Origin of the sequence: Kitasatospora sp. NBC_01539 (assembly GCF_045040525.1) — a bacterium.
GTDB lineage: Bacteria > Actinomycetota > Actinomycetes > Streptomycetales > Streptomycetaceae > Kitasatospora.
In genome coordinates, this window is record NZ_CP109390.1 from 1,878,651 (window position 1) to 1,902,914 (window position 24,264).

At 74.3% G+C, this 24,264-nt stretch carries 19 protein-coding genes; 11 read left to right on the forward strand and 8 right to left on the reverse strand.

Features of this window, described 5'->3' with window-relative positions; all coding sequences use genetic code 11:
* Nucleotides 1–615 precede the first annotated feature (615 nt).
* Nucleotides 616–2,349 (forward strand): sulfate permease, encoded by a 1,734-nt coding sequence (sulP, locus tag OG335_RS07985; RefSeq protein WP_405010325.1) that lies wholly within the window; start codon nucleotides 616–618, stop codon nucleotides 2,347–2,349.
* A gap of 182 nt (nucleotides 2,350–2,531) precedes the next feature.
* Nucleotides 2,532–3,224, forward strand: a complete 693-nt coding sequence (locus OG335_RS07990; RefSeq protein WP_405010326.1) for a DUF5995 family protein — start codon at nucleotides 2,532–2,534, stop codon at nucleotides 3,222–3,224.
* A 145-nt stretch (nucleotides 3,225–3,369) separates the two neighbouring features.
* Here the strand turns inward: OG335_RS07990 and OG335_RS07995 are convergent, their stop codons facing one another.
* Complete coding sequence (locus tag OG335_RS07995) at nucleotides 3,370–4,806, reverse strand: GuaB1 family IMP dehydrogenase-related protein (protein WP_405010327.1); 1,437 nt, start codon at nucleotides 4,804–4,806, stop codon at nucleotides 3,370–3,372.
* Between the two features lie 518 nt (nucleotides 4,807–5,324).
* Between OG335_RS07995 and helR the strand changes: the two genes are divergently transcribed.
* Complete coding sequence (gene helR / locus OG335_RS08000) at nucleotides 5,325–7,472, forward strand: RNA polymerase recycling motor ATPase HelR (protein WP_405010328.1); 2,148 nt, start codon at nucleotides 5,325–5,327, stop codon at nucleotides 7,470–7,472.
* A 55-nt stretch (nucleotides 7,473–7,527) separates the two neighbouring features.
* On the opposite strand, the gene OG335_RS08005 is transcribed toward helR, so the two are convergent.
* Nucleotides 7,528–8,151: a hypothetical protein gene (locus OG335_RS08005; RefSeq protein ID WP_405010329.1), complete on the reverse strand. Its 624-nt coding sequence runs from the start codon at nucleotides 8,149–8,151 to the stop codon at nucleotides 7,528–7,530.
* 325 nt (nucleotides 8,152–8,476) lie between these two features.
* Here OG335_RS08005 and OG335_RS08010 point away from each other — a divergent pair, with 325 nt between their 5' ends.
* Entirely contained in the window at nucleotides 8,477–9,025 is a 549-nt protein-coding gene (locus OG335_RS08010; protein WP_405010330.1) for a hypothetical protein, read from the forward strand.
* Nucleotides 9,026–9,070: 45 nt separating this feature from the next.
* Here the strand turns inward: OG335_RS08010 and OG335_RS08015 are convergent, their stop codons facing one another.
* Nucleotides 9,071–9,694 carry a hypothetical protein gene (locus OG335_RS08015; RefSeq protein ID WP_405010331.1) on the reverse strand — a complete coding sequence of 208 codons (624 nt, stop codon included), beginning with the start codon at nucleotides 9,692–9,694 and terminating at the stop codon, nucleotides 9,071–9,073.
* A gap of 237 nt (nucleotides 9,695–9,931) precedes the next feature.
* On the opposite strand from OG335_RS08015, the gene OG335_RS08020 reads away from it, so the two are divergent.
* Nucleotides 9,932–10,474 (forward strand): MOSC domain-containing protein, encoded by a 543-nt coding sequence (locus OG335_RS08020; RefSeq protein ID WP_405010332.1) that lies wholly within the window; start codon nucleotides 9,932–9,934, stop codon nucleotides 10,472–10,474.
* 49 nt (nucleotides 10,475–10,523) lie between these two features.
* Here OG335_RS08020 and OG335_RS08025 read toward each other — a convergent pair whose 3' ends face one another.
* Both OG335_RS08025 and OG335_RS08030 read right to left on the reverse strand, forming a co-directional pair.
* On the reverse strand, nucleotides 10,524–11,168 hold the full coding sequence (locus OG335_RS08025) for a hypothetical protein (RefSeq protein WP_405010333.1): 645 nt from the start codon (nucleotides 11,166–11,168) through the stop codon (nucleotides 10,524–10,526).
* 103 nt (nucleotides 11,169–11,271) lie between these two features.
* Complete coding sequence (locus OG335_RS08030) at nucleotides 11,272–13,386, reverse strand: RICIN domain-containing protein (protein WP_405010334.1); 2,115 nt, start codon at nucleotides 13,384–13,386, stop codon at nucleotides 11,272–11,274.
* Between the two features lie 196 nt (nucleotides 13,387–13,582).
* On the opposite strand from OG335_RS08030, the gene OG335_RS08035 reads away from it, so the two are divergent.
* From OG335_RS08035 to OG335_RS08045, 3 genes are all read left to right on the forward strand, one after another.
* Nucleotides 13,583–14,383, forward strand: coding sequence for an arylamine N-acetyltransferase (locus OG335_RS08035; protein ID WP_405010335.1), 801 nt, complete (start codon nucleotides 13,583–13,585; stop codon nucleotides 14,381–14,383).
* A gap of 225 nt (nucleotides 14,384–14,608) precedes the next feature.
* Nucleotides 14,609–16,108, forward strand: coding sequence for an SDR family NAD(P)-dependent oxidoreductase (locus OG335_RS08040; RefSeq protein ID WP_405010336.1), 1,500 nt, complete (start codon nucleotides 14,609–14,611; stop codon nucleotides 16,106–16,108).
* Nucleotides 16,105–16,566, forward strand: coding sequence for an NUDIX domain-containing protein (locus tag OG335_RS08045; protein WP_405010337.1), 462 nt, complete (start codon nucleotides 16,105–16,107; stop codon nucleotides 16,564–16,566). The genes OG335_RS08040 and OG335_RS08045 overlap by 4 nt, the downstream gene beginning before the upstream one ends.
* A 28-nt stretch (nucleotides 16,567–16,594) precedes the next feature.
* On the opposite strand, the gene OG335_RS08050 is transcribed toward OG335_RS08045, so the two are convergent.
* Entirely contained in the window at nucleotides 16,595–17,341 is a 747-nt protein-coding gene (locus OG335_RS08050; RefSeq protein ID WP_405010338.1) for a DUF6348 family protein, read from the reverse strand.
* 619 nt (nucleotides 17,342–17,960) lie between these two features.
* Between OG335_RS08050 and OG335_RS08055 the strand changes: the two genes are divergently transcribed.
* Both OG335_RS08055 and OG335_RS08060 read left to right on the forward strand, forming a co-directional pair.
* Nucleotides 17,961–19,577 (forward strand): cellulase family glycosylhydrolase, encoded by a 1,617-nt coding sequence (locus OG335_RS08055; protein WP_405010339.1) that lies wholly within the window; start codon nucleotides 17,961–17,963, stop codon nucleotides 19,575–19,577.
* Nucleotides 19,578–20,118: 541 nt separating this feature from the next.
* Nucleotides 20,119–21,408 carry an extracellular solute-binding protein gene (locus OG335_RS08060; RefSeq protein ID WP_405010340.1) on the forward strand — a complete coding sequence of 430 codons (1,290 nt, stop codon included), beginning with the start codon at nucleotides 20,119–20,121 and terminating at the stop codon, nucleotides 21,406–21,408.
* A gap of 79 nt (nucleotides 21,409–21,487) precedes the next feature.
* Here the strand turns inward: OG335_RS08060 and OG335_RS08065 are convergent, their stop codons facing one another.
* Together OG335_RS08065 and rpe are read right to left on the reverse strand one after the other, a co-directional pair.
* The gene (locus tag OG335_RS08065; RefSeq protein WP_405010341.1) at nucleotides 21,488–22,396 is read right to left on the reverse strand and encodes an alpha/beta hydrolase; all 909 of its coding nucleotides are present in this window, start codon (nucleotides 22,394–22,396) and stop codon (nucleotides 21,488–21,490) included.
* An 82-nt stretch (nucleotides 22,397–22,478) separates the two neighbouring features.
* Nucleotides 22,479–23,162, reverse strand: coding sequence for a ribulose-phosphate 3-epimerase (gene rpe, locus OG335_RS08070; protein WP_405010342.1), 684 nt, complete (start codon nucleotides 23,160–23,162; stop codon nucleotides 22,479–22,481).
* A gap of 187 nt (nucleotides 23,163–23,349) precedes the next feature.
* Between rpe and OG335_RS08075 the strand changes: the two genes are divergently transcribed.
* Entirely contained in the window at nucleotides 23,350–24,204 is an 855-nt protein-coding gene (locus OG335_RS08075) for an SCO6745 family protein (protein WP_405010343.1), read from the forward strand.
* Nucleotides 24,205–24,264: the final 60 nt, after the last annotated feature.

Below are 24,264 nucleotides of genomic sequence, written 5' to 3' on the forward strand. Positions count from 1 at the left end.
TCGAGCGGGGGGCGCGCCGAAGGGCGCAAGCTGAAACTGATGTTGAAGCTGACCACGGGATGACGGTGGGGGTTCGAATCCCTCCCCCGGCACCACATCGTGCCGGGGTGGCCCAAGCGGCAGAGGCACATCCCCTGAATCTCAGACTCTCGCTCCAGTCTCAGTATCCGCCGCCGATCACCGGATCGACCGGGCGCGGACGATCATCGACGGATGCGGGTTCAAGTCCCGCCTGCGCCTCTCACGTGGCGCGGTAGTTCAACGGGAGAACACGTCGATCTCAGAATGATCCGCACCCTTCAACGTGCCGGTGTGCGCAATTGGGTGGCACTTCAGGGGCCCGGGAGCTGGATACGCTCCCGGGTCCCGTCACGTTCCCGCGGGCTCCTCCCGGCCGCGTCGGCGGTCACGGCCGAGGCGCGCACCGTACGGCGACCGCCGCAGGGGCCCCGTCCTTCGGTTCACCCTTTCGGGTGGGACGTCTGGCGGCGGCCCGGGGACGCCCCGACGATGGGATCCGACGTCCCGCACGGCCCCGCGTTCCGCTCCCGGCACGATCCCCGCCGGGCCCGGTGAGCCGGTTCCGGCTGCCGTCGGCCCTGCGGAAGGAGACCGATGGGACAGTCAACCGACCCGGTCGGCGGTCTCCGGCGTCGCGTCACCGGGCTCGTCCCGGGGCTCGGCGTGCTCCGGTCGTACCGCCGCAGCTGGGTGCGCGGCGACCTGCTGGCCGGCGTCACCGTCGCCGCCTACCTGGTGCCGCAGGTCATGGCGTACGCGAGCGTGGCGGGTCTGCAGCCGGTCGCGGGGCTCTGGGCGATCCTGCCCGCGCTCGCCGTCTACGCCTTCCTCGGTTCGTCGCGCCTGCTGTCGGTCGGCCCGGAGTCGACGACCGCGCTGATGACGGCCGGCGTGGTGGGACCGCTGGCGGCGGGGGACGCGGACCGCTACGCCGTGCTCACGGCGGCGCTCGCGGTCGTGGTCGGGATGATGTTCCTGGTCGCCCGGATCGCCCGGCTGGGGTTCGTCGCCGATCTGCTGTCCCAGCCCGTCCTGATCGGCTACCTCGCCGGGGTCGCCCTGATCATGGGGGTGGACCAGCTGACGAAGCTCACCGGTGTCGAGACGGAGGGTTCGGGTTTCTTCCCGCAGCTGATCTCCTTCTTCCGGAACCTCCCGGAGGCGCACGTCGCCACCGTGGTCCTCAGCGCGGGCACGCTGCTCTTCCTCTTCGTGGCGGCCACGTTCCTGCCGCGCAGCGTGCCGGTCACCCTGCTCGCGCTGGTCCTGGGCACCGCGGTCGTCGCGGTGTTCGACCTGGAGCAGTACGGCATCTCGGTGATCGGGGAGATCCCGACCGGGCTTCCGCGGCCCTCGTTCCCGTCCCTGGACGACTTCCGGGAGCTGGTGCTGCCCGCCGTCGGCGTGCTCCTGGTGGGGTACACCGACGTGATCCTGACGGCCCGCGCCTTCGAGTCCCGCGACAGCGGAGAACGCCTGGACGCCAACCAGGAGCTCCTGGCGCTGGGCGTGGTCAACCTCGGTGCCGGCATGCTGCACGGCTTCCCGGTGAGCAGCAGTGCCAGCCGCACCACGCTGGCCAGGTCGGCCGGCGGGCACACCCAGGTGTACGGGCTGACGGCGGACGTGCTCGTCGTCGCCGTGCTGCTGTTCCTCGGCCCGGCGCTCGCGCTCACGCCGTCGGCGGTCCTGGGATGCCTGGTCGTCTTCGCCGCCGTCCGGATGATCGACGTCGCGGGTTTCCGGCGGCTCTCGTCGTTCCGGCGCCGGGAGCTGCTGCTGGCGCTCGGATGCCTGGTCGGCGTCCTGGCCCTGGACATCCTCTACGGGGTGCTGGTGGCCGTGGCGCTGTCGGTGGCCGAGCTGCTCAGCCGGGTGGCCCGGCCGCACGATGCGGTGCTGGGCCTGGTCCCGGGGGTGCCCGGCATGCACGACGTCGACGACTATCCCGAGGCGCGGACCATCCCCGGGCTGCTGATCTACCGCTACGACTCGCCGCTGTTCTTCGCCAACGCCGAGGACTTCCGCCGGCGGGCCCTGGCTGCGGTGGCCGAGCAGCCGGAGCCGGTGCGCTGGTTCGTCCTCAACACCGAGGCCAACGTCGAGGTGGACATCACCGCACTGGACTCGGTGGAGGCGCTGCGGGACGAACTGGTCGGCCGCGGCTGCGTGTTCGCCCTGGCGAGGGTCAAGCAGGACCTGCGGTCGGAGCTGGACGCGTACGGGCTGAGCGCCTCCGTCGGGGAGGAGCGGATCTTCCCCACCCTGGCTGCGGCCGTTGCCTCCTACCGCTCCCGGGGCGGTACGACGGGCGGGGCGGAGACGTAGGGAGCCCGGAGCCGCGGGGCGGAGACGTAGGGCCCGGAGCCGCGGGGCGGGCCGGCCCGCCGTTCACCGCACGCCCGGCCGGGCGCGCGGCCGTGCCGTCTGCGCGGCGTTCCGGCATCAACCGCATACCGACCTATCATCGGACGATCCGCCCGGCCCGCCGTGGAAGGCTGCGTACGCCCATGACGATCAGTGAGGCCCTGACGGTCGACCAGGTCATCGACCGGATGGAGGTGCTGCAGGGCGCCCTCCCGCCCGCGGACGGCGTCGCCGTCTTCAACCGGATGTACCTGCGGGTGACCCTGCTCGTCCGCGAACGGCTCGCCGAGGGCCACTTCGCCGACCCGGACGGCATGGCCGAGCTGGACGCGGTCTTCGCCGCCCGCTACCTCGACGCCGTCGCGGCGGTCGCCGAGGGCCGCCGCCCCGCGCACTGCTGGCGCCCGCTCTTCGAGCTGCGCGACCGCCCGGGCATCCACCCGCTGCAGTACGCCCTCGCCGGGATGAACGCCCACATCGAGCACGACCTGCCGATCGCCGTGCTGGACGCCTGCGTCCTCCTCGGCCGCACCCCGGAGGACGTCCGCGGCGACTACCACCGGATCAACGACCTGCTCGCCCAGGTGGAGGCCGAGGTACGGGAGGAGCTGCTGCCCTGCCCGGACGCGCTGGACGCCGCCGAGCCGCTGCTGCACATGGCCGGCTCCTGGAGCATCGACCGCGCCCGCGACGCCGCCTGGGCCTCCGTCCTCGCCCTGTGGGAGCTGCGGCACGCCCCCGCGGTGGAGGACGCGGTCGTCTCCGCGCTGTCGCGGTCGGTCGGCATGGTGAGCCGGGCGCTGCTCACCCCGGTCGAGTCGGCGCCGATCCGGTGAGTGCCGGGTGAGCGGCCGCCGGTGACGCCCGTCCCGGCCGGGCCGCGCCCCTCTCCCGGTGCCGTGCACGCAACCGCCCCCCGCCCCGCGCGCACGGCGCGGGACGGGGGGCGGACCGGACGGACGGGCAGCGGGCCCCGGACCGTCACCAGCTGGAGTGCAGCGGCTTTCCCTCGGCGTAGCCGGCCGCGCTCTGCACGCCGACGATCGCCTTCTCGTGGAACTCCTCCAGCGAGGAGGCTCCCGCGTAGGTGCAGGAGCTGCGGACACCCGCGACGATCGAGTCGATCAGGTCCTCGACGCCCGGGCGGGCCGGGTCGAGGAACATCCGCGAGGTCGAGATGCCCTCCTCGAAGAGCGCCTTGCGGGCGCGGTCGTACGCGGACTCCTCGGAGGTGCGGTTGCGCACGGCGCGCGCCGAGGCCATGCCGAAGCTCTCCTTGTACTGGCGGCCGTCGGCGGTGGTCTGCAGGTCGCCGGGCGACTCGTAGGTGCCGGCGAACCAGGAGCCGATCATCACGTTGGACGCGCCGGCGGCGAGCGCCATCGCGACGTCGCGCGGGTGCCGGACACCGCCGTCGGCCCAGACGTGCTTCCCGAGCAGGCGCGCCTCGGCGGCGCACTCCAGCACGGCGGAGAACTGCGGACGGCCGACACCGGTCATCATGCGGGTGGTGCACATCGCGCCCGGGCCGACACCGACCTTGAGGATGTCCGCGCCGGCGGCGACCAGGTCGCGGACGCCCGCGGCGGACACGACGTTGCCCGCCACGATCGGCACCTGCGGGTCGAGGCCGCGGACGGCCTGCAGGGCGCTGATCATCGACTCCTGGTGACCGTGCGCGGTGTCGACGACGAGGACGTCCGCACCGGCCTCCAGCAGCGCCTTGGCGCGCCCGGCGACGTCGCCGTTGATGCCGACGGTCGCGGCGACCCGCAGACGGCCCGCGGCGTCGACGGCCGGGGTGTAGAGCGTGGCGCGCAGCGCGTTGCGGCGGGTCAGGATGCCGACCAGCGAGCCGTCCGCGGCGACGACCGGGGCGAGCTTGCGGTGCGCCTCGTTGAGCTTGTCGAAGGCGGCGCGCGGCTCGATGGCCTCGTCGAGGAGCAGGAGGTCGCGCGACATCACGTCGGCGAGGCTCGTGAAACGGTCGACCGCGTGGCAGTCGCTCTCGGTGACGACGCCGACCGGGCGGCCGTCCTCGACCACCACGAGGGCGCCGTGGGCGCGCTTGGGCAGCAGCGACAGCGCGTCGGCGACGGTGTGGCCCGGGCCGAGGGTGAGCGCGGTGTCGTGCACCAGGTGGCGCTGCTTGACCCAGCCGACGACCTCGGAGACGACCTCGATCGGGATGTCCTGCGGGATGGCCACCAGGCCGCCGCGGCGGGCGACCGTCTCGGCCATCCGGCGCCCGGCGATGGCCGTCATGTTGGCCACGACCAGCGGCACGGTCGTGCCGGTGCCGTCCTGCGAGGAGAGGTCGACGCCCTGCCGGGAGCCCACGGCGGAGCGGCTGGGGACCATGAAGACGTCGTCGTACGTGAGGTCGTACGCGGGCTTGAGGTCGTTCAGGAAACGCATGGAATGGGCTCTCTGGCTGGGCGGCGGGTACACCTCGGGCGTGGTTGCGGCGAGGCCGCGGGGCTCCGGTCGGGCGCCCCGCACCCAACCGTCAATGTTCACCGATCCGCGCGGCGGAAGCCAGCCCGCGTCGTATTGTTGACGGTCCGCACAAGCCCGGGCCGCGAGGTGGCGGCGCGGCATGGAGGAACGTCCAAAGGTGCCGGTGCACGGCGCCGTCGGCGTGGACCGGGGCATCCGCAGGCCCCGGGGGGGGGCGTGGCTCCGCGAGCCCGGCGGGTGGGCAGGCCCGGTGGGTGTCGGCGGCGCTGACGGCAGGAGGAGTGTCCCGAGCAGCGGGGGGAAGGGCACGGGGAAGGGCACGAGGGAAGAACCCACCTCCTGCCACTCTTAACGTATAGCGCACCGGGGGGCTTGCGGCAAGGCCCCCGCCGTACCCCAGAATCACTGCCTGAGCCGAGAAGCAGCCGAAATGGGAGATTCACGAATTGCGTGCACGTCCGTCCGGATCCGATGACATGAGCCCCCTGGCCACCAGTGCGTTCGACCTGCCCGACCGCCTCGCCGCCAAGGCCGACCCGGCGCTGATCGCCGGCGACGAGCGGCACTTCGCGGCCATCGCGGAGAGCCTGGAGCAGACGATCGCCGAACTCTCCGACCACCTCGACGAGGTGCGCAGGGCACCCGGCGGCCTCGGCCGGGCGGCGATGGACCGGGACGTGGAGATCCACCGGCTGACCACCCGGCTGCGCGCGCTGCGCCGCTTCGGCCTGGACCTGTGCCTCGGGCACATCGTCGGCGCGGACGACCCCGAGCCGCTGTACATCGGACGGCTCGGCCTCACCGACAGCGCGGGCCGCCGGCTGCTCGTCGACTGGCGCTCGCCCGCGGCCGAGCCGTTCTTCGCGGCGACCCACGCCGACCCGATGGGCCTGACGAGCCGCCGCAGGTACCGCTGGACCCGCGGCCGGATCGGCGACTACTGGGACGAGGTCTTCACCGCCGACGCACTCGCGGGGCACGCCGCGCTCGACGACCAGTCGGCCTTCATCGCGAGTCTGGGCACCACCCGGTCGTCCCGGATGCGGGACGTGCTCGGCACCATCCAGGCCGACCAGGACGCCATCATCCGGGCCGGATCGCGCGGCGCCCTGGTCGTCGACGGCGGTCCGGGCACGGGCAAGACGGTCGTCGCCCTGCACCGCTCCGCCTACCTCCTCTACTCCGACCCGCGCCTCGGGCACCGCCGGGGCGGCGTGCTGTTCGTCGGTCCGCACCAGCCCTACCTGGCGTACGTCGCCGACGTCCTCCCGAGCCTCGGGGAGGAGGGCGTGCAGACCTGCACCGTGCGCGACCTCGTCGCCGAGGGCGCCGGAGCAGCCGTCGAGACGGACCTGGAGGTGGCCCGCCTGAAGTCGTCCGCGGTGATGGTGAAGGCGATCGAGGCGGCCGTCAGGATCTACGAGGAGCCGCCCACCAAGGGGATGACGGTCTCGACGGACCGGTCCGACATCAGGCTGACCGCCGACGACTGGGCCGAGGCGTTCGACGCGCCGGAGCCGGGCACCCCGCACAACGAGGCGCGCGAGCAGATCTGGGAGGAACTGGTCACGATCCTCCACGACAGGTACGACGGCGACGACTCGCCCGAGGAGTTCCGGAGGTCGCTGCAGCGGGACGCGGAGCTGGTCACGACGCTGAAGCGCGCGTGGCCGCTGCTCGACGCGGCCGACCTCGTCGGGGACCTCTGGGAGGTACCCGCCTACCTGCGGATGTGCGCGCCCTGGCTGAGCCCCGACGAGGTGCGGAAGCTGCGGCGCAAGGAGCCGCAGGCCTGGACGGTGTCCGACCTGCCGCTCCTCGACGCGGCGCGGCAGCGGCTCGGCGACCCGGAGGCGGCCCGGCGGAAGGTCCGGCACAGGGCCGCCGTCGCCGCGGAACGCGATCGCATGGCCGACGTCATCGACCGGCTGCTCCAGGCGGACGACGACGGCGAGGGCGCGGTGACCATGCTGCGCGGGCAGGACCTGCAGGACAGCCTGGTCGACGACACCGCGCTGCCCGCCGCCGACCCGGACCGGCTGGCCGGCCCGTTCGCGCACATCGTCGTGGACGAGGCCCAGGAGCTGACCGACGCCGAGTGGCAGATGCTGCTGCTCCGCTGCCCGTCCCGCAGCTTCACCATCGTCGGCGACCGCGCCCAGGCCCGGCACGGGTTCACCGAGTCGTGGCAGGAGCGGCTCGGGCGGATCGGGCTCGGACGGATCGAGGTGGCCTCCCTGAGCATCAACTACCGGACGCCGGAGGAGGTCATGGCGGAGGCCGAACCGGTCGTCCGCGCCGTGCTCCCGGACGCCAACGTGCCGACCTCCGTGCGCAGCAGCGGCCTGCCGGTCGTCCACGGGTCCACCGAGGACCTGGACGCGATCCTCGGCACCTGGCTCGCCGAGCACTCCGACGGGATCGCGTGCGTCATCGGCGACCCCTCGTTCCGGGCGACGTCCCGGGTGAGGTCGCTGACCCCGGAGCTGTCGAAGGGCCTGGAGTTCGACCTGGTCGTGCTCGTCGACCCGGAGTCGTTCGGCACGGGCGTCGAGGGCGCCGTCGACCGGTACGTCGCGATGACCAGGGCGACCCGTCAGCTCGTGGTGCTCACGAGCCCCTGACGGCTGCCGGTGGGGCGGGAGAATGGGGGCGGGGGCGGGGGATCCGTCCCCGCCCTCAGCCGATCAGGTCGCCCAGCGAGACGTACAGCCGGATGCTGCCGCCGTTGATCACCGCGCCGGTGCAGAGCGGGCGCCGGTCGAGCAGCCAGCCGTTCGCGTGGCAGTGGTCGTCCTGCAGGCCGAGCCGCCGGACGACCTCCTCCGACGGCATGCCCGCCGGCCCCGCGACGGCCGCCTCCCGCCAGCAGGAGCCCGAACCGCAGCCCACGCCCTGCTCACCGAGCGTGAACCCCGGCGGCACCGACGGCACCACCGCGGGCGGCGGGACGTCGGCGCCCGTGAAGAGCACGAGCGCGCACAACGGCGCCACGGCCGTCACCACCACGGCGTGCACCCGCAGCACCGCCCGCGGTGCGTGCGGCGCGTGCTCCCGCACCCCGCGCAGCCGTCGCTCCACCCGCAGCCCGGCGCCGACCAGCAGGGCGGCGCCGAGCGGGTACCAGAGGAAGAGCTCGAACAGCCCGCGGAGCTCCAGCAGGCCCGCCCCGGCCGCGAGCAGCACGCCCGCGCCACCGGCCAGCAGCAGCCCCACCACCGCACCCACCACGGCCGTCCGGGCCAGCACCGCCCAGCAGCCGAGCGGCACGGCGACCACCAGCACACACAGCACAGCCACCACGCGGCCCGCTCCCCATGATCGACGAAAGGGTGACGGATCACCGGACGCGTGCGCACCGCGTCCCGGTTCCCACCGGGTTCCGGCCCCGGGACGGCGGGCGCCCCGACCCCGTCGGAACCCGCCGGTGGGCCCGGCCGGAGGCGGCGGCGGGCGCGAGGAGGTGCCGGGGCCGACGGTTGGGGGGATTCTGGAGGTCACGGCCGGCGGCAGGAGGCGTACCATGCGCAGCGACTCCCCCGACCGTCGCGGGTCATCCCGTCGGCGGCGAATGCTGGTGCACCTACGACTCGCGGCAGGCCTGGACGCCGGCCCGCTGAGGCGGCGCGTGGACCGCTGCCGGAGCCGCGCCCTGGTGGCGGCCTGGCTCGCGATGGTGCTCTGCACGGCCGGTGCGGGCCTGGCCGCGGTGCTGCTGTACAGCTCCGCGGCGGCCGAGGCCGGTCGGACGGCGACGCGGCTGCACCACGTGGCGGCGGTGGTGCGCAGCGAGCCCGTCCAGGCGGACCTGACGTCGGCGGGCAGCCCCGCGGGCGGCTACCGGGCGCAGGCCACGTGGACGTACCCGGCCGGGCACACCGTGACGGACGAGGCCCCGGTGCCGAGCACGGCGTCGGCCGGCGACCGGGTGCGGGTGTGGGTGGACGGCGCGGGCCGGGCCGCGGACGGGCCTCGCTCCACCGCGGACATCGTGGCGACGACGGGGTTCCTCGTCCTGGGCGGCTGGGCCACGGCGGCCCTGGTCTGCGCGGTGGCGTACGGGTTGCGGCGCAGCCGGCTGGAGTGCCGGGCCGAGGACGAGTGGCAGGACGACTGGGCGGTGGTCGAGCCGACCTGGACGGGCCGGGCCGGCGGGCGCAACGGCGCCGCGGACTGACCGCCGCCACCGCCGGGTCCGGGCCGCACGGCCGGGCCCCGGCGGTCACACCGCTGCGAGCCGGCGCCCCTCGGCGAAGTAGCGGGTGACGGCGTCCGCGCCGCCGAGTTCGCGCACGGTGCGGGCGGCGCCGAACGGCGCGTCCCAGAACGGACCGCTGCGCGGGGTGTGCGGGCCGACGTACGCGTACGGCTCCGGCTGGTACGCGTCGCCCGCGGAGACGCCGTAGTTGACGCCGTCCAGGGTGATGCCGATGTCGAAGTGCTCCGGCCAGAGCACGGGGTCGGCGTCCGGGGTGAGGCGGCGCAGTGCGGTGTCGCCGACGCCGAGGCAGTGGGCGATCCACTGGGCGGCCTGCGGGTCGGCGTCGACCGGGTCGCCGGGGGCGGCGCCGGATCCGTCCGTGTAGAGGCCGGCGGGCGGGCCGGGCTCGACGCCGACCGCGGCGGCGAGGGCCGCGCAGGTGGTGCCGCGCAGCAGGAGCCGCTGCCCCGGGGCCATCAGTTCGTCGCCGATGACCTGGAGGAAGGGCTCCGCGCTGGTGGCGAAGCCGCCGGGGTAGGCGCGCAGGCGGATGGTGCCGCGGGCCCGGTGCTGCGGCCCGGCGAGCACCGTCTCGGCGACGGCGTGCAGGGCCTTCCGGGTGCGGACGACCGTGTCGATGTCCATGGGTTCATGGTGGCCCACGGTGGCGGGCGCAGCACAACCCGTTCGGGTGGCGTGCTCACGACATCCTTCGGCGGCGGACTGTCGCCCGCCCCGCCCGCCGTCACCCTCGCACCCGTCCGGGACCGTCCGGGACGCCCGCGGCAGGCCGTTCGGGTGCGGTCCGACCCCGCCGCCGGGGCGCCCACGGCCGGGCATAGGGTCGGAACGGCACACCGGCACAGCACGAGGAGACCCGGGATGGGCGCGACGGTCACGGCGGTCAGCAGCAACGGCACGTACTCCTTCACCAAGCCGAACCGGGAGCGCGTCACCCTCCTCGCCGGCCTCGGGGTCGAGGGCGACGTCCACGCCGGGGTGACCGTGAAGCACCGCTCGCGGGTGGCGCAGGATCCGACCGCCCCGAACCTCCGCCAGGTGCACCTGATGCACGAGGAGCTGTTCGCGGAGGTCGGCCGCGCCGGGTTCGCCGTGGCACCGGGCGAGCTCGGCGAGAACATCACCACCCGCGGCATCGACCTGCTCGGCCTCCCGGTCGGCACCCTGCTGCGCCTGGGGGCGGAGGCGGTCGTGGAGGTCACCGGCCTGCGCAACCCCTGCCTGCAGATCGACGCCTTCCGGGACGGTCTGCTCAAGCAGGTCGTCGGCCGCGGCGAGGACGGCACCGTGGTGCGCCGGGCCGGGATCATGGGCGTCGTCGTGCACGGCGGCACCGTCCGGCCGGGCGACCCGGTCGAGGCCGAGCTCCCGGACGGGCCGCACGTGCCCCTCGACCGGGTCTGACCCCGACCGGACGGCACCGGCCCCCGGCAGCGGCCGGCAGGCCCGCGCCTCAGCGGGCCGCGCGGCGGCGGCGGACGACGAGGACGGCGCCCGCGGCCGCGGCCAGCACGACCGCCACCACTCCCAGGACCACCGGCAGCGCGGAGCCCTGCCCGGCCGGACCGGCCGCGGCCGTGGACGGCGCCGCGGCGGACGGCACCGCCGAGGCCACGGTGGCCGACGGCTCCGCGGTCGACGGTCCGACGGACGTCCGCGGCCCGGCGCTTCCGCTCGGGGCCGTACCCGGCACGGCCGTGACGTCCAGCTCGGCCTCGCTCCGGCCGAGCGCCGGGAAGCCCGACTCGACGGTCACCTTCCAGTGTCCGGGCGGGAGTTGGAGCGCCGTGGTGTAGGTGCCGGGCCGGTCGGCGACGGCGACGAGCGGCCAGGGACCGACCGAACGGCCGTCCGCGGCCAGGGCGCTGAGGGTGCCGGCGACCTTGTCGGTGACCGGGTCGTGGTCGTTCTCCCAGGTGGCGACGGCGGTGAGGTGCCCGTCGGCCAGGGTGGACACCGCGAACGCGATGGTGTCGCCGTGGGCGCCCGCCGGGCCGGCCGCGCCGAGCACGGCCAGGCCGGCCAGCAGGGCGGCGGCGCCGGAGCGACGGGTACGACGGGTACGACGGCGGGGACGGACCCCGGTGCTGGTGCGCATGGGTGGTGCTCCTCGTCGGCCTGCCGGGGTCCGAGCCCGGGGGCGGAAAAGCCCGGTGGGGCGGGAGGGTCGGTTCCCGCCCCACCGGGGCATGGCGGCCTCGTCAGGAGGCGGGCTGGATCGTCCAGTTCTGGTACGACTGGCCGTTGGGCTGCTGGAGTTCGAGCAGGCGGCCGCCGTAGTACCAGCGCGATCCGGTGCCGAGCACGAGCGAGGAGCCCTTCGCGGTGAGCGTGTACGCGCTGCCCGCCGCGCCGGTCCGCCACCGCTGGGTGTCGGCGCCCGAGCACGGCTGCTGCATCACGTACTGGCCGGCGACGGCTCGGCCGCCGGTCTGCAGGCACTTGCCGGAGCGCACGGAACGGATGGTCAGGTAGCCGTCGCCGGCGTCCTCGAAGGTCCACTGCTGGTTGGAGTAGCCGTGGCGCTGGTAGCCGATCAGCACGGCGCCGTCGGCGGTGGAGCCGCCCCACATGTCGGCCGCCTGGCCGGTGAGGGTGTTGAGCATCAGGTACTTGGTGCCGGGCGTGGTCGGCGAGGGGCCGGCGGCCCTGGCGGTGCGGAAGGCGGTGGTGCGGCCGGGCGTGCCCGTCCGCCCGGACGCGTCACGGGCGGCGACCGCGACCCGGTACTCGGTGTCGGCCTTCAGGTTGACGAGCCGCACGACGGTGGAGGTGACGGTCGCCAGGGAGCGGCCGCCCAGCCGGAGGTCGTAGCCGGTCGCGCCGGACACGGCCGGCCAGCTCAGCACCGCGGAGTTCGGGGTGATCTGCCCCGCGGTCACCCTGGGCCCGGTGGTGCTGCCGCTGGAGGTGGGGCTCGGCGTGGGGGTGGGCGTCGGCGTCGGCGGCTTCGGGCTGGGCGACGCGGTCGGGTTCGGCCGGGTGGGGCTCGGGGTGGGGGTCGGCGTCGGGTCGGGCGTCGTGCCGCCACCGGAGAAGAGGAACCGGTTGTCGGCGACGTTCCAGTGCGTGCTCAGGTAACTACCCGGCGAAGGAGCCGTGTTGAAGTAGTCGTCGTGGTTGCAGTCGAGCCGCTCGTCCTCGGCCCGGCTCGCGCACCGGACCTCCATCTTGGGGTAGTACGGCGAGTCGGAGTAGCACATGATGTCCCACTCGTCGACGCAGTGCGCGCCCTTGCTGGTGTGCGGGGCGCTGTTGTTGACGGCGCCGAGGTTGTGGCCGAGCTCGTGGGCGGCGGTGGAGCCGCTCCAGCAGCCGTTGTCGGTACGTCCGTAGGACGGGCCGAAGTTGCTGAGGTTGTCCTGCCCGGGGCGCTCGTCACCGTTGAACGTGCCGATGCCGCAGTACACGTTCGCGTCGGCGAAGATCATGTACTTGCGGTCCTTGCGGTTGAAGCCCTGCGCGGCGAGGGCCTTGTTGCTCGCGCCGAACTCCTGGAGCGAGACAGCGGAGAGCTCCACGTCGAGCACCGAGGCGGTGCAGTCGGCCTCGGTGACGAAGCGGATGTGCCGGACACCGCCGGTCTCCTGGGCGCTCGCGTTGTAGATGACGTCGGTGTCCGCCGCCCACTTCTTGAAGGACGGCAGGTACTCGCCGAAGCGGTCCTTGCCGGGCGCGTGCACGTAGAGCACCTGGACGCGGTTGCCGGTCGACCCGTCGCCCTCGCAGACGACCTTCGGCCCGGCGGCCGCGGCCCCCGCGCCGGCCGACGGGCCTGCCGCGGGCACCGAACCGCCGCCGAGGGCGGAGCCGTTGCCGGCGTCGAGGACGGCAGGTGCGTCGCTCAGCAGGTCGGTCGCGGACGGCGGGGCGACGGCCGCGGAGGCGGCGGGGTCGGCGGGCCGGGCCGCCGCGGCGACGACCGGCGCGGTGTCCTTGTGCACGTCGACGCCCTTCGGCGGCGCGTCCGGGCCGTGCGTGCACAGGCCGTTGTCGTCGACCTTGTACACGCCGACGCACCGGTCGCCGCCCGCGGCGGGCACCAGGCCGCCGTAGACGAGGCCGCGCGCGGGGTCGTCCTTCGGTATGGAGGTGACCGGCGCGGGATCGTCCTTGTGGAGCGGACCGGCGGCCGGGCTGAGCTCGACCTCCTGGACGAGCGCGGTGTCCGCGGATGTGCGGACCGGCTTCTCCCCCTCCATCACGGAGCCGATGGTGACGGCTCCGACGATGAGTCCCGCGGTCACTGCTGTGGCGGTGAACATCAGTCCACGACGGCTGCGCCGACGGTGCGACGCCTTCCGGTGTGACGACATGCTGTCTCCCTCGTCGGCCTTCGGTGGTGTGTGCTGCTGCCGACACATGGGAGATCTGTGGGACGGGTGGGAATAACAGGAATCCCAAACATTTTTTCGAGGTTCTCTTCGGACAGGGCATCACCCCAGCTCAGGACGGGTCGACTGACGGCCCGTCCGGAGCGCGGCGGCGGACGGGCACGGAACGGGAGCAGCGGTGGACGAGCAGCAGGCGGCGGCGTACCTCGGGAGGATCGGCGCGGAGCGCCCGGAGCGGCCCGACGCGGCGGGGCTGCGCGCCCTGCAGTCGGCGCACCTGGCGGCGGTGCCGTTCGAGAACCTGGCCGTCGGGCTGGGCGAGCCGGTGGTGCTGGAGGAGGAGGCGCTGCTGGCGAAGATCGTCGGCCGGCGGCGCGGCGGCTTCTGCTACGAGCTCAACGGCGCGTTCGCCGGCCTGCTGCGGGCGCTCGGCTACCGGGTCGACCTGCTGGCCGCGCGGACGTTCGGCGCGGACGGCCGTCCGGGCCCGCCGTTCGACCACATGGCCCTGCGGGTGGAGCTGGACGAGCCGTGGCTCGTCGACGTCGGCTTCGGCCGGTTCGGCCACCACCCGCTGCGGCTGGCGGCCCGCGGCGACCAGCACGACCCGGGCGGGGTGTTCCGCGTCACCCCGGTGGAGGGCCGCCCGGCCGTCCCCGGCACCCCGGAGGTCCTGGACGTGCTGATGGACGGCGAGCCGCAGTACCGACTGGACCCGCGGCCGTACGCGCTCACCGACTTCGTGCCGACGTGCTGGTGGCAGACGACCTCGCCGCAGTCGCACTTCACCCGGTCGTCCACCTGCTCACGGCTCACCGCGGACGGCCGGATCACGCTGAGCGGCACCCGGCTGATCCGCACCGGGCCGGACGGCGCCCGCACCGAGCGGCAGCTGTCGGAGGCGGAGGCGCTCGCGGCGTACCGCGTGCACTTCGGCATCACGCTGACCCGGCTGCCGGTCGGCGCTCCGCCGCACTGAGGGCGTCGGGGTCGGTCGCGGCGGCGGGGACGGCGCTCCGGGTCGGCATGGTCCGCCCCGGACACCCTGCGCGCCCTTGCATGTCACGAGTTACGGGCCCTCACGCCATCCGCCCATCAGGTAATGACCGAAAGACCACCTGAGCACTTACCTTCGCGTCGCTCCACGCCGCTCCCGTACCATTCGGCGGACACAGGCGGCGCGAAGAGAGAAGCAGCAACAGGCATGACGGCGGGCCCGGACACCAAGACCGAGATCACGGACGAGCAGCAGACGGACTACGGACCGGGCCTCGACCCCGAGCGCCTCGCGCTCTGCCTCGACGTGCTCGCCGAGCTCGACACGCTGCACGTCGACCACCCGGACGCGATCACCGTGCGGCTGGCCGTCGGCGGCCTCTTCCGCACGCTGAAGCAGCGCCGCCGCCAGGAGACCCGCGCCCGCAAGACGGCGAACGACCGCGAGGTCACCTCCCGCACCGCCACCGGCGCGCCCGGACGGATCGACGACGAGACGGCGGGCGTCTTCGGCCTCTCGACCGAGACCACCACCGAAATCGCCGGCATCCTGGAGCGCCCGCGCTCCTGCTACACCTGCAAGCAGCGGTACGTCGAGGTCGACGCGTTCTACCACCAGCTCTGCCGGTCCTGCGCGGCCCTCAACCGCGACCGCCGCGCCGCCCGCGCCGACCTCACCGGCAAGCGCGCCCTGCTCACCGGCGGCCGCGCGAAGATCGGCATGTACATCGCGCTCTGCCTGCTGCGGGACGGCGCCCACACCACCATCACCACGCGCTTCCCCAACGACGCCATCCGCCGCTTCACGGCGATGCCCGACAGCGACCGGTGGATCCACCGGCTCAAGATCGTCGGCATCGACCTGCGCGACCCCGCCCAGGTGGTCGCCCTCGCCGACGAGGTCGCCGCCGACGGCCCGCTCGACATCCTCATCAACAACGCCGCGCAGACCGTGCGCCGCTCCCCCGAGGCGTACCGCGAGCTCGTCGCGGCCGAGTCGGCGCCGCTGCCCGCGGGCACGCTGCCACCGGCCGTCGTGATCGGTCGCTTCGGCAGCGGCAGCGTCGACGTGCCCGCCCTGCCCGGCCAGGCCGGGGCCGGCAGCGAGCGCATCGCGGCCGCCGAGGTCACCTCCCTCGCCCTCGTCACCGGCTCCGCCACCCCGGCGCGCATCGAGGCGGGCACCGCCATCGACGCCGGCGGCCTGGTGCCCGACCTCGCCCCCACCAACAGCTGGGTGCAGACCGTGAGCGAGGTCGGCCCGATGGAGCTGCTGGAGGTGCAGCTCTGCAACTCCACGGCGCCGTTCATCCTCATCAGCCGGCTCCGCCCCGCGATGGCCGCCTCCGCCGCCCGACGCAAGTACGTGGTCAACGTCTCCGCGATGGAGGGCGTCTTCAGCCGCGGGTACAAGGGCGCCGGCCACCCCCACACCAACATGGCGAAGGCCGCGCTCAACATGCTCACCCGCACCAGCGCGGACGAGATGTTCGAGACCGACGGCATCCTCATGACCGCCGTCGACACCGGCTGGATCACCGACGAGCGGCCGCACCCCGACAAGATGCGCCTCCACGAGGAGGGCTTCCACGCCCCCCTCGACCTCGTCGACGGCGCGGCCCGGGTCTACGACCCGATCGTCCGCGGCGAGCTCGGCGAGGACCTGTACGGCTGCTTCCTCAAGGACTACGCCAAGGCCGCCTGGTGACCGCCCCGACGGCCGGCTCACCCGTCATCGGCGCGGGCGTCATCGTGCCCACCGCCGACGGCCGGGTGCTGCTCGGCCGCCGGACCACCGCCGGGGAGAGCCCCACCTGGAGCCTGCCCGGCGGCAAGGCCGACGCGCCCGGCGAGTCCTTCGAGGAGGCCGCCGCCCGCGAACTCGCCGAGGAGACCGGCATCGTGCTCCCCGCCGCGGAGATGCGGGTGCTGGCCGTGCTGCTCGACCACGAACTCGGCCGGCCCCGGCTGACCGCCGCGGTGCTCGCCCCGCCGTGCGACGCCCCCGCGTACGTCACCGAACCGCACAGCTGCGCCGGCTGGGAGCGCTTCGCCGTCGACGCCCTGCCGACGCCGATGTTCCACCCGTCCGGGCTGGTACTGGCCCGCTGGCTGCCCGGCTACCCGGGACCGGGCGGCGCCCACGCGTACACCGTGGTGCGCTGACCCCCGGGCCCGTCTCCGGTACCCGCGCTCAGCGCTCCGGGTGCACGAGCAGCACGAACGTCCGCGCGTAGGCGGTGCCTTCGGTGACGCGCGGCCAGTCCAGGCCGAGCAGCAGCTTCGACGCCCGCTCGTGCACCACGCCGTCGACCCGCACCTCGGCGGTCTCCTCGCCGACGCGGCCGCCGAGGAAGACCTTGACGCCGATCAGCGCGTCCCTGCCGAAGCCGTCGGCGAACGCCGGGGCGAGCTGGGGCAGCAACGGGTGGGCGACGGTCCAGTCCTGGACGGCGTTGTGGCGGTCGCCGGCACCCCACGCGACGATGCCGCCGTGGATGGCGTGCCAGCCCGGCAGCGCGTCGGCGTCGGCCGGGTGGATGTGCCCGGCGAACCGGCCGTTGTGGGCGAGGAGTTCGAGCATGGTGACGCCGGTGGTGGAGGCCCAGATCTCCACCGCGCGGCGCACGGCCGCCTCGGAGTCCGCGCCGAAACCGGCCACGCAGTCGGTGACGGCCGTCTCCTCCGGACGCCCGGCCTCCAGCAGGAAGGAAAGGTCCAGGTGGGCGGGCCCGTCGCCGTGCGGCGCGGCGAGCGCCACCGCGGCACTGCCCGGCCCCTTGGCAAGCGCACCCTCGACGGTCCAGCGTTCTCCGCCGAGCTCCGTCAACTGTTGTGCCACGATGGCCAGTACGGCCTGCTCGGAGAGCGGCGCGCCGTCATTCCGCTGCTGCCTGCGGTCGGCTGCGGACCCGCCGCGCCACCAAGATCCCAACCCCATGGCGCACACCGTAGCGGTGCCGGGGGCACCCCCACAACGCGCGCCGGGACGCCCGGCCGGCCGGGCCTGCGGCGGCCACCCGGGCCGCGGTCGGAACAGCCGGGCGGTCCGTACTCAACCGGTCAAGCTGACGGGCCCGTTCGGTATCGCCATGAGCGCGTCGGACACCTCTCCCACCCCCGGGTGCCGCCGCCCGGGATGCCTGCCGGCCTGCGGATTCACCGGGAAGGGCGCTCCCGGATGACTGCCGGTCAGCTCTGCTCCGCACAAGCACGCTGCGGGAAACAAGACTTAACCGGTTCCGTCCTGACGGTTGTGCTCCGGATCCGCACGCCCCTAACCTGATGCCGCCGCCGACGGAGCACGCCGGACGCGCGCCGCCCGATCACCCCTGAGGGCGCCGCCGTCCGACCCGCCGCCGGACGCTCCACCCTGCCCGGGCCGCGCCGCTCCCCTCCCCGGGCCGCGGGCCCCTGTCGCACCGCACCGCACGCCCCGCCGTCCGGCGGCCGGCCGCGGACGGTCGCGCCCCCGGGGACCGCACGCACTGCCCGGCAGCCGCACCGGACCCGTCGCCGACGGCCGATCCGCCGTGCGCGCACCACGTTTGGAGCAAGGGATGAGAAGCAGACTCGCCACCGCCGCAGTGGGCCTCGCGGCGGTCGTCGCCTCGATGTTCGCCGCCACCCCGCCCGCCCAGGCCGCCACGACGGGCTTCCACGTCAGCAACGGCCGCCTCCTGGAGGCCGGCGAGCAGGACTTCGTGATGCGCGGCATCAACCACGCGCACGCCTGGTACCCCACCCGTACCACGCAGGCCCTGAAGGACATCAAGGCCACCGGCTCGAACACGGTCCGCGTGGTGCTCGCCACCGGCGACCAGTGGACGAAGAACGACACCGCCGACGTGGCGAACGTCGTGAGCCAGTGCAAGGCCAACCGCCTCGTCTGCGTACTGGAGGCGCACGACACCACCGGCTACGGCGAGCAGAGCGCCGCGGTCTCGCTCTCCCGCGCGGTCGACTACTGGATCAGCGTGCAGAGCGCCCTCACCGGCCAGGAGAAGTACGTCGTCCTGAACATCGGCAACGAGCCGTACGGCAACACCGGTTACGCCGCCTGGACGGCCGACACCACCGCGGCGATCCAGCGGCTGCGCACCGCCGGGTTCCAGCACACGCTGATGACCGACGCCCCCAACTGGGGCCAGGACTGGGCGTTCACCATGCGCGACAACGCGGCCGCCGTCTTCGCGAGCGACCCGCAGCGCAACACCGTCTTCTCCATCCACATGTACGGCGTCTTCGACACCGCGGCCGAGGTCAGCGACTACCTCGGGCGCTTCGTCCAGGCGAAACTCCCGATCGTGGTCGGCGAGTTCGGCGACATGCACTCCGACGGCAACCCGGACGAGGACACCATCATGGCCACCGCCCAGCAGTTGGGCATCGGCTACATGGGCTGGTCGTGGAGCGGCAACGGCGGCGGCGTCGAATACCTCGACCTCGTGACGGGCTTCGACGCGACCCGTCCCAGCGCCTGGGGCAAGCGCCTGATCGACGGCGCCAACGGCATCCGCGCCACCTCGCGCGAGGCGACGGTGTTCGGCGGCACGACCGCCGACACGCAGGCCCCGACGGTGCCCGGCACCCCGACCGCCACCGCGGTCACCTCCTCGGGCGCCACGCTCGGCTGGGCCGCCGCCACCGACAACACGGCCGTCACCGCGTACGACGTCGTCCGCGTCACCTCCACCGGCGAGAGCGCCGTCGCCACCGTCGCCGGCACGACCGCCACCCTCACCGGGCTGACCGCTTCCACCCGTTACGACTTCGCGGTGTACGCGCGCGACGCCGCGGGCAACCGCTCCACCCGCTCGGGCACCGTCGCGGTGACCACCGGCGCCACCCCCGCAGGGGCGTGCTCGGTCGCCTACCGCCTCAGCGACTGGGGCACCTCGTTCAACGGCGACGTCACCATCCGCAACCTCGGCACCGCCGCGGTCTCCGGCTGGAGCCTCGACTTCGCCTTCCCCGCCGCGCAGCACATCAACTCCCTCTGGAACGCCAAGGGCACCCAGACCGGACAGGCCGTGCACGTCACCCACGAGGCCTGGACCCAGACCATCCCGATCGGAGGCAGCGTGAACTTCGGCTTCAACGCCTCCTCGACGCCCGGCACCAACGGCGTGCCGTCCACCTTCACCCTCAACGGCGCGACCTGCAGCATCGTCTGACACGCGCACCGAACGCCGCAGCACCGCAGCACCGAACGCCGTCGCACGAAGGCCGTCGCCCCGGGACCCGTCCCGGGGCGACGGCCTTCCGCATGCCGCGGCAGGGCGGGCCCGTACCCGGCCGGAGGCCGTGGAGGTCCAAGGCGATGCAACTTACCGCAAGATCCGTCAGCGAAGCAGTACGGGTCCGATGCGCGAGAAATCCCCATTTCCCAGGCCTCAGGACGCGCACCCCACCCGCCGATGGCATCCGAAGCCTTCCCAGGCCAGGGGCTTTCGGCGCGGATCTTCGAGCCCTGCTGAGAAATCTTGCAGAAATTTTCAGTTAGTCGCCCGGAAACCTTGACGGCCTCCCCGCTCCCACGGCATCGTCCTCAGCTGTCGGCACCACCCACGCCGGCCTTCCACCGCCGTCCCCGCGGATCCCCCCGGGCCGGCCTGCCCGGCCGGCCTCCCTCCGCCTCCGGCGCACGCCGCGCTGCACCCGCCCCTGCCCGGGCGGCGGCGGTCCGCTCACCCCCACCAGCTTCAAGGAGTCACCATGCGCCGTGGCACCGCGGCCCTCGCGCTGGCCGCCGCGATCACCGTCTCCATGACCGCCTGCGGCTCCGAAGGCCCGGCCGGCTCCGGCGACGCGGACTCCGCCGGGCCCGTCACCATCACCTGGTGGGACACCTCGGACGCGGCGAACGAGTCGTCCACCTTCAAGGTCCTGGCCTCCAACTTCCAGAAGGCCAACCCCGGCATCACGGTGACGTACGTCAACGTGCCGTTCGCCGAGGCCCGGGAGAAGTTCCGCGCCGCCGCGGCGGCGCACGAGGGCGCCCCCGACGTCCTGCGCGCCGACGTCGGCTGGACCCCGGGCTTCGCCGCGGCCGGCTACCTCGCACCACTGGACGGCACCCCCGCCGCCGCCGACGTCGCCGCGTTCCAGCCCGAACTCATCCAGCAGGCCACCTACGACGGCAAGCTGTACGCCCTCCCGCAGGTCACCGACACGCTCGCCCTGATGTACAACAAGGAGCTGTTCGCGAAGGCCGGCATCTCCAAGGCCCCCGCCACCTGGAGCGAGCTGAAGACCGACGCCGCCCGGATCAAGCAGCGGACGGGCGCCCACGGCTTCGCCTTCAACCCGCAGGACTACTACGCCATGCCGTTCCTCTACGGCGAGGACACCGACATGGTCGACACCGCCGAGAAGCGGATCACCGTCAACTCCCCGGCAGCGGTCAAGGGCATCGACACCATCAGGGAACTCCTCGCCGCACCGGGCGTCGCGCCGCTGGACACCGGCAAGGACGCCTACGCCGACATCATGCAGGACTTCGTCGAGGGCAGGGTCGCCTCCATCATCCAGGGCCCCTGGGAGAACGCGAACGTCTTCGCGGGCAAGGCCTTCCTCGACAACACCAACCTCGGGATCGCCACCGTCCCGGCGGGCAGCTCCGGGCACCCCGGCGCACCGCTGGGCGGCCACAACCTCGTGTCCTACGCGGGATCGGACGCCGCGCACCGCGCCGCCGCCCAGAAGTTCATGGCCTTCATGACCTCCGCCAACGCGCAGATCTACACCGCCATCAAGAACTCCACCCTGCCGACCCGCTCCGACGCCTACAGCCCCGACGTCACCACCAACCTCGGCATAGCCGGCTTCCGCAAGGTGCTGGCCGCCGGCCGGCCGAGGCCCGCCCTCCCGGAGTACACCCTGCTCTACACCCCGCTCGACGAAGGACTCGACCGGATCCTCGCCGGCGGGGAGAGCACCCGCGCCGGCCTGGACGCCGTCGCCGCCGAGGCCGCGAAGCTCGTACCGGGCTACGCCGCGGAGTGAGCCGCGCGCGGCGGCCCCGGCCCCCGGACACCGCGGGGCTCCCGGACACCACCACCGGCGTCCGGGGGTCGGCCGGGTGTCAGACGGGCGCGGCCAGCGCGTGCCCGAGGAACGCAGTGGCGTCCGGCAGCACCCGCCGCCAGAAGCCGTCGGTGTGCGCGCCCCGCGGCAGGTGCATCTCGGCCGCGCGGTCGGCGAGCCGCCGGACGGCCGGGCAGAACGGGTCCTCCGTGCCGCACCACACCGACAGCCGCCGGGTCAGCGGCCGGTCGAGGTGCAGCAGCGGCTCGCGTTCGAGCCAGTCCGCCTCGTCCTCGTAACCGTCGACCGCCCGGGCGTCGCTCCAGGTGCGGAACAGCGCCGGGCTGAGCAGGGCGACGGCGCCGAGCCCGCCGTTGCGGGCCCGGGCGTACTGCAGCGCCCCGGAACCGCCCATCGATATGCCGAGCACGCCGGTGGGCACGGCGAGGCCCCGGGCGGCGAGCCAGCCCGGCAGCTCGTCCAGCAGCATCGCCATCGGGTCGTCCCCGGCGCTGCGGCGGTGCCAGTACGTGGCATCGCCGCCGTCCACCGCCACCAGGTGGTACGGCGGCACGCCACGGGCGGTCGCGTCCGCGAGGAACTCCGGAAGGCCCAGGTCGAGCACGGCCTGCGCGGACCCGCCGCGGCCGTGCAGCACCAGGCAGACCGGCAGCTCCGACGGGCGGGCGGCGCGCGGCGGCGTCATGATGCTGAGCTGCACCGGACTGCTGCGGGCGGTGGAGGGCAGCCGGTAGCTCCGGACCGTCCCGGGCTCCGCGTCCGGCACGGTGCCGTCCGGGCCGGTCATGCCGACGGCGCGGCGCAGCCGCGGACCGCCCGGCAGGACGTCCTCGACCACGGCCGTGCCGACGGCCGCCGCACCGACCCCGGCGACCGCCAGGGCCCGCAGGAACGCCCGCCGGCCGGCCCCCGCCGACCGCTCCCGCCGCTCGCCGCTCTGCTCCAAGACCACTCCCCCCGTTCGATCTTGGGGAGACACTCTACGGTCCGTCAGATCCGCCGCGCGGACCGCCCCTGGCGGGCGGGGCTCAGTGCCGGCAGGCCCAGGCCGCGCCCGCGGTGGCCGCCTCCGCCTGCGCACGCAGGGCACGGACGGCCTCGGCCGGGTCGTCCGCGGAGTAGACGGCGGACCCCGCCACGAACACGTCGGCGCCGGCCTCGGCGCAGCGCTCGACGGTGGACGCGGACACGCCGCCGTCGACCTGCAGCCACAGGTCGAGCCCGTGCTTGGAGATGAGCTCCCGGGTGCGGCGGATCTTGGGCAGCATGATGTCCAGGAACGCCTGGCCGCCGAAGCCGGGCTCCACGGTCATGATGAGCACCATGTCGAGCTCGGGGAGCAGGTCCTCGTACGGCTCGATCGGGGTGGCCGGGCGCAGCGCCATCGCGGCCCGGGCACCCTTGGCGCGGATCTCGCGGGCGAGCCGGACGGGCGCGGCGGCGGCCTCCACGTGGAAGGTGACGGAGCCGGCGCCGGCCTCGACGTACTGCGGGGCCCAGCGGTCGGGCTGTTCGATCATCAGATGGCAGTCGAGCGGCGTGTCGGTGGCACGGGCGAGCGACTCGACGACCGGCACGCCCAGCGTCAGGTTGGGCACGAAGTGGTTGTCCATCACATCGACGTGCAGCCAGTCCGCGCCGCGGACGGCCTCGGCCTCGGCCGCCAGTCGGGCGAAGTCGGCGGAGAGGATGCTGGGGTTGATCTGCGCCATATCCGGGTACCTTCACAGCTCGGTGCGGGCGGTCGTCTGCGGCCACCTTCCCCCATCATCGCGTGAAGCGGCGACGGGGGGTGGACGCCGCCCTCCGCGGGTGACCCGCATCACAGCAGGGGCGCCGCACCGCCGTGGGCGCCCGGTCCGCATCGGGAGCCCAAGGTTCCGGAGAGGCTGTCCCCCCGTGGCTGAACTCGCCCATCCCGCCCGTGCCCTCTGGTGGCTCTTCGAGCCGGTGCACGCCCTCACCTACTTCTCGCCCGAGGGTCGTGCCGCGTACGAGGCGGTCGGCCTGCGCGGCTACTGGCGCGGCTACTTCGGCGGGCGCTCGGCGCCGCTCGGCCCGGTGGACGCGGCACCGGTGGTCGCCGCGTTCTTCAACTTCGCGCCCTCCATGGTCGAACGGGCCCTGCCGGACGTCTGGTCGCGCGCCACCCCGGAGGCCGCGCTGACGGCCCGGGTCGAGGGCGCGACCGCCGCGCTGTCCCGGGTGCTGGAGACCGTCAAACCGCACCTGATCGACCGCTCGGTGGAACTGCTGGAGCGTGCCGTGGACGGCCTCGACTGCTGCGGCCGTGTGCTGGCCGCCGCCAACGCGGCACTGCCGCGGCCGGAGGGCCGGCTGGCGCGGCTCTGGCAGGCCACCACCGTGCTGCGCGAGCACCGCGGCGACGGCCACGTGGCGGCGCTGGTCGCCGAGGGACTCGACGGTTGCGAGGCCCTCGTGCTGCGCTGTGCGCTCGACACCCGCCGCGAGGTGCTGCAGCCGTACCGCGGCTGGACGGACGCCGAGTGGGAGGACGCCGCCGGGCGCCTCACCGGGCGCGGCTGGCTGGCCGGCGACGGAGCCGTCACCGCCGAGGGCCGCTCGCGGCACCGCGCGCTGGAGGCGGCCACCGACCTGGCGGCGGCCCGGGTGTGGGACGGCTTCCACCGCGAGGAGCTCGACGAACTCGCCGCCGCCCTGCGGCCGCTGTCGACGGCGTGCCGCGCCGAACTCCCGCAGTACAACCCGATCGGCCTGCCGAACGGCGGGTGACCGGCGGGTGACCGGCGGCTCCGGCCTCGATGGCCATGCGCGCGGCCGGGCGGGCGACCG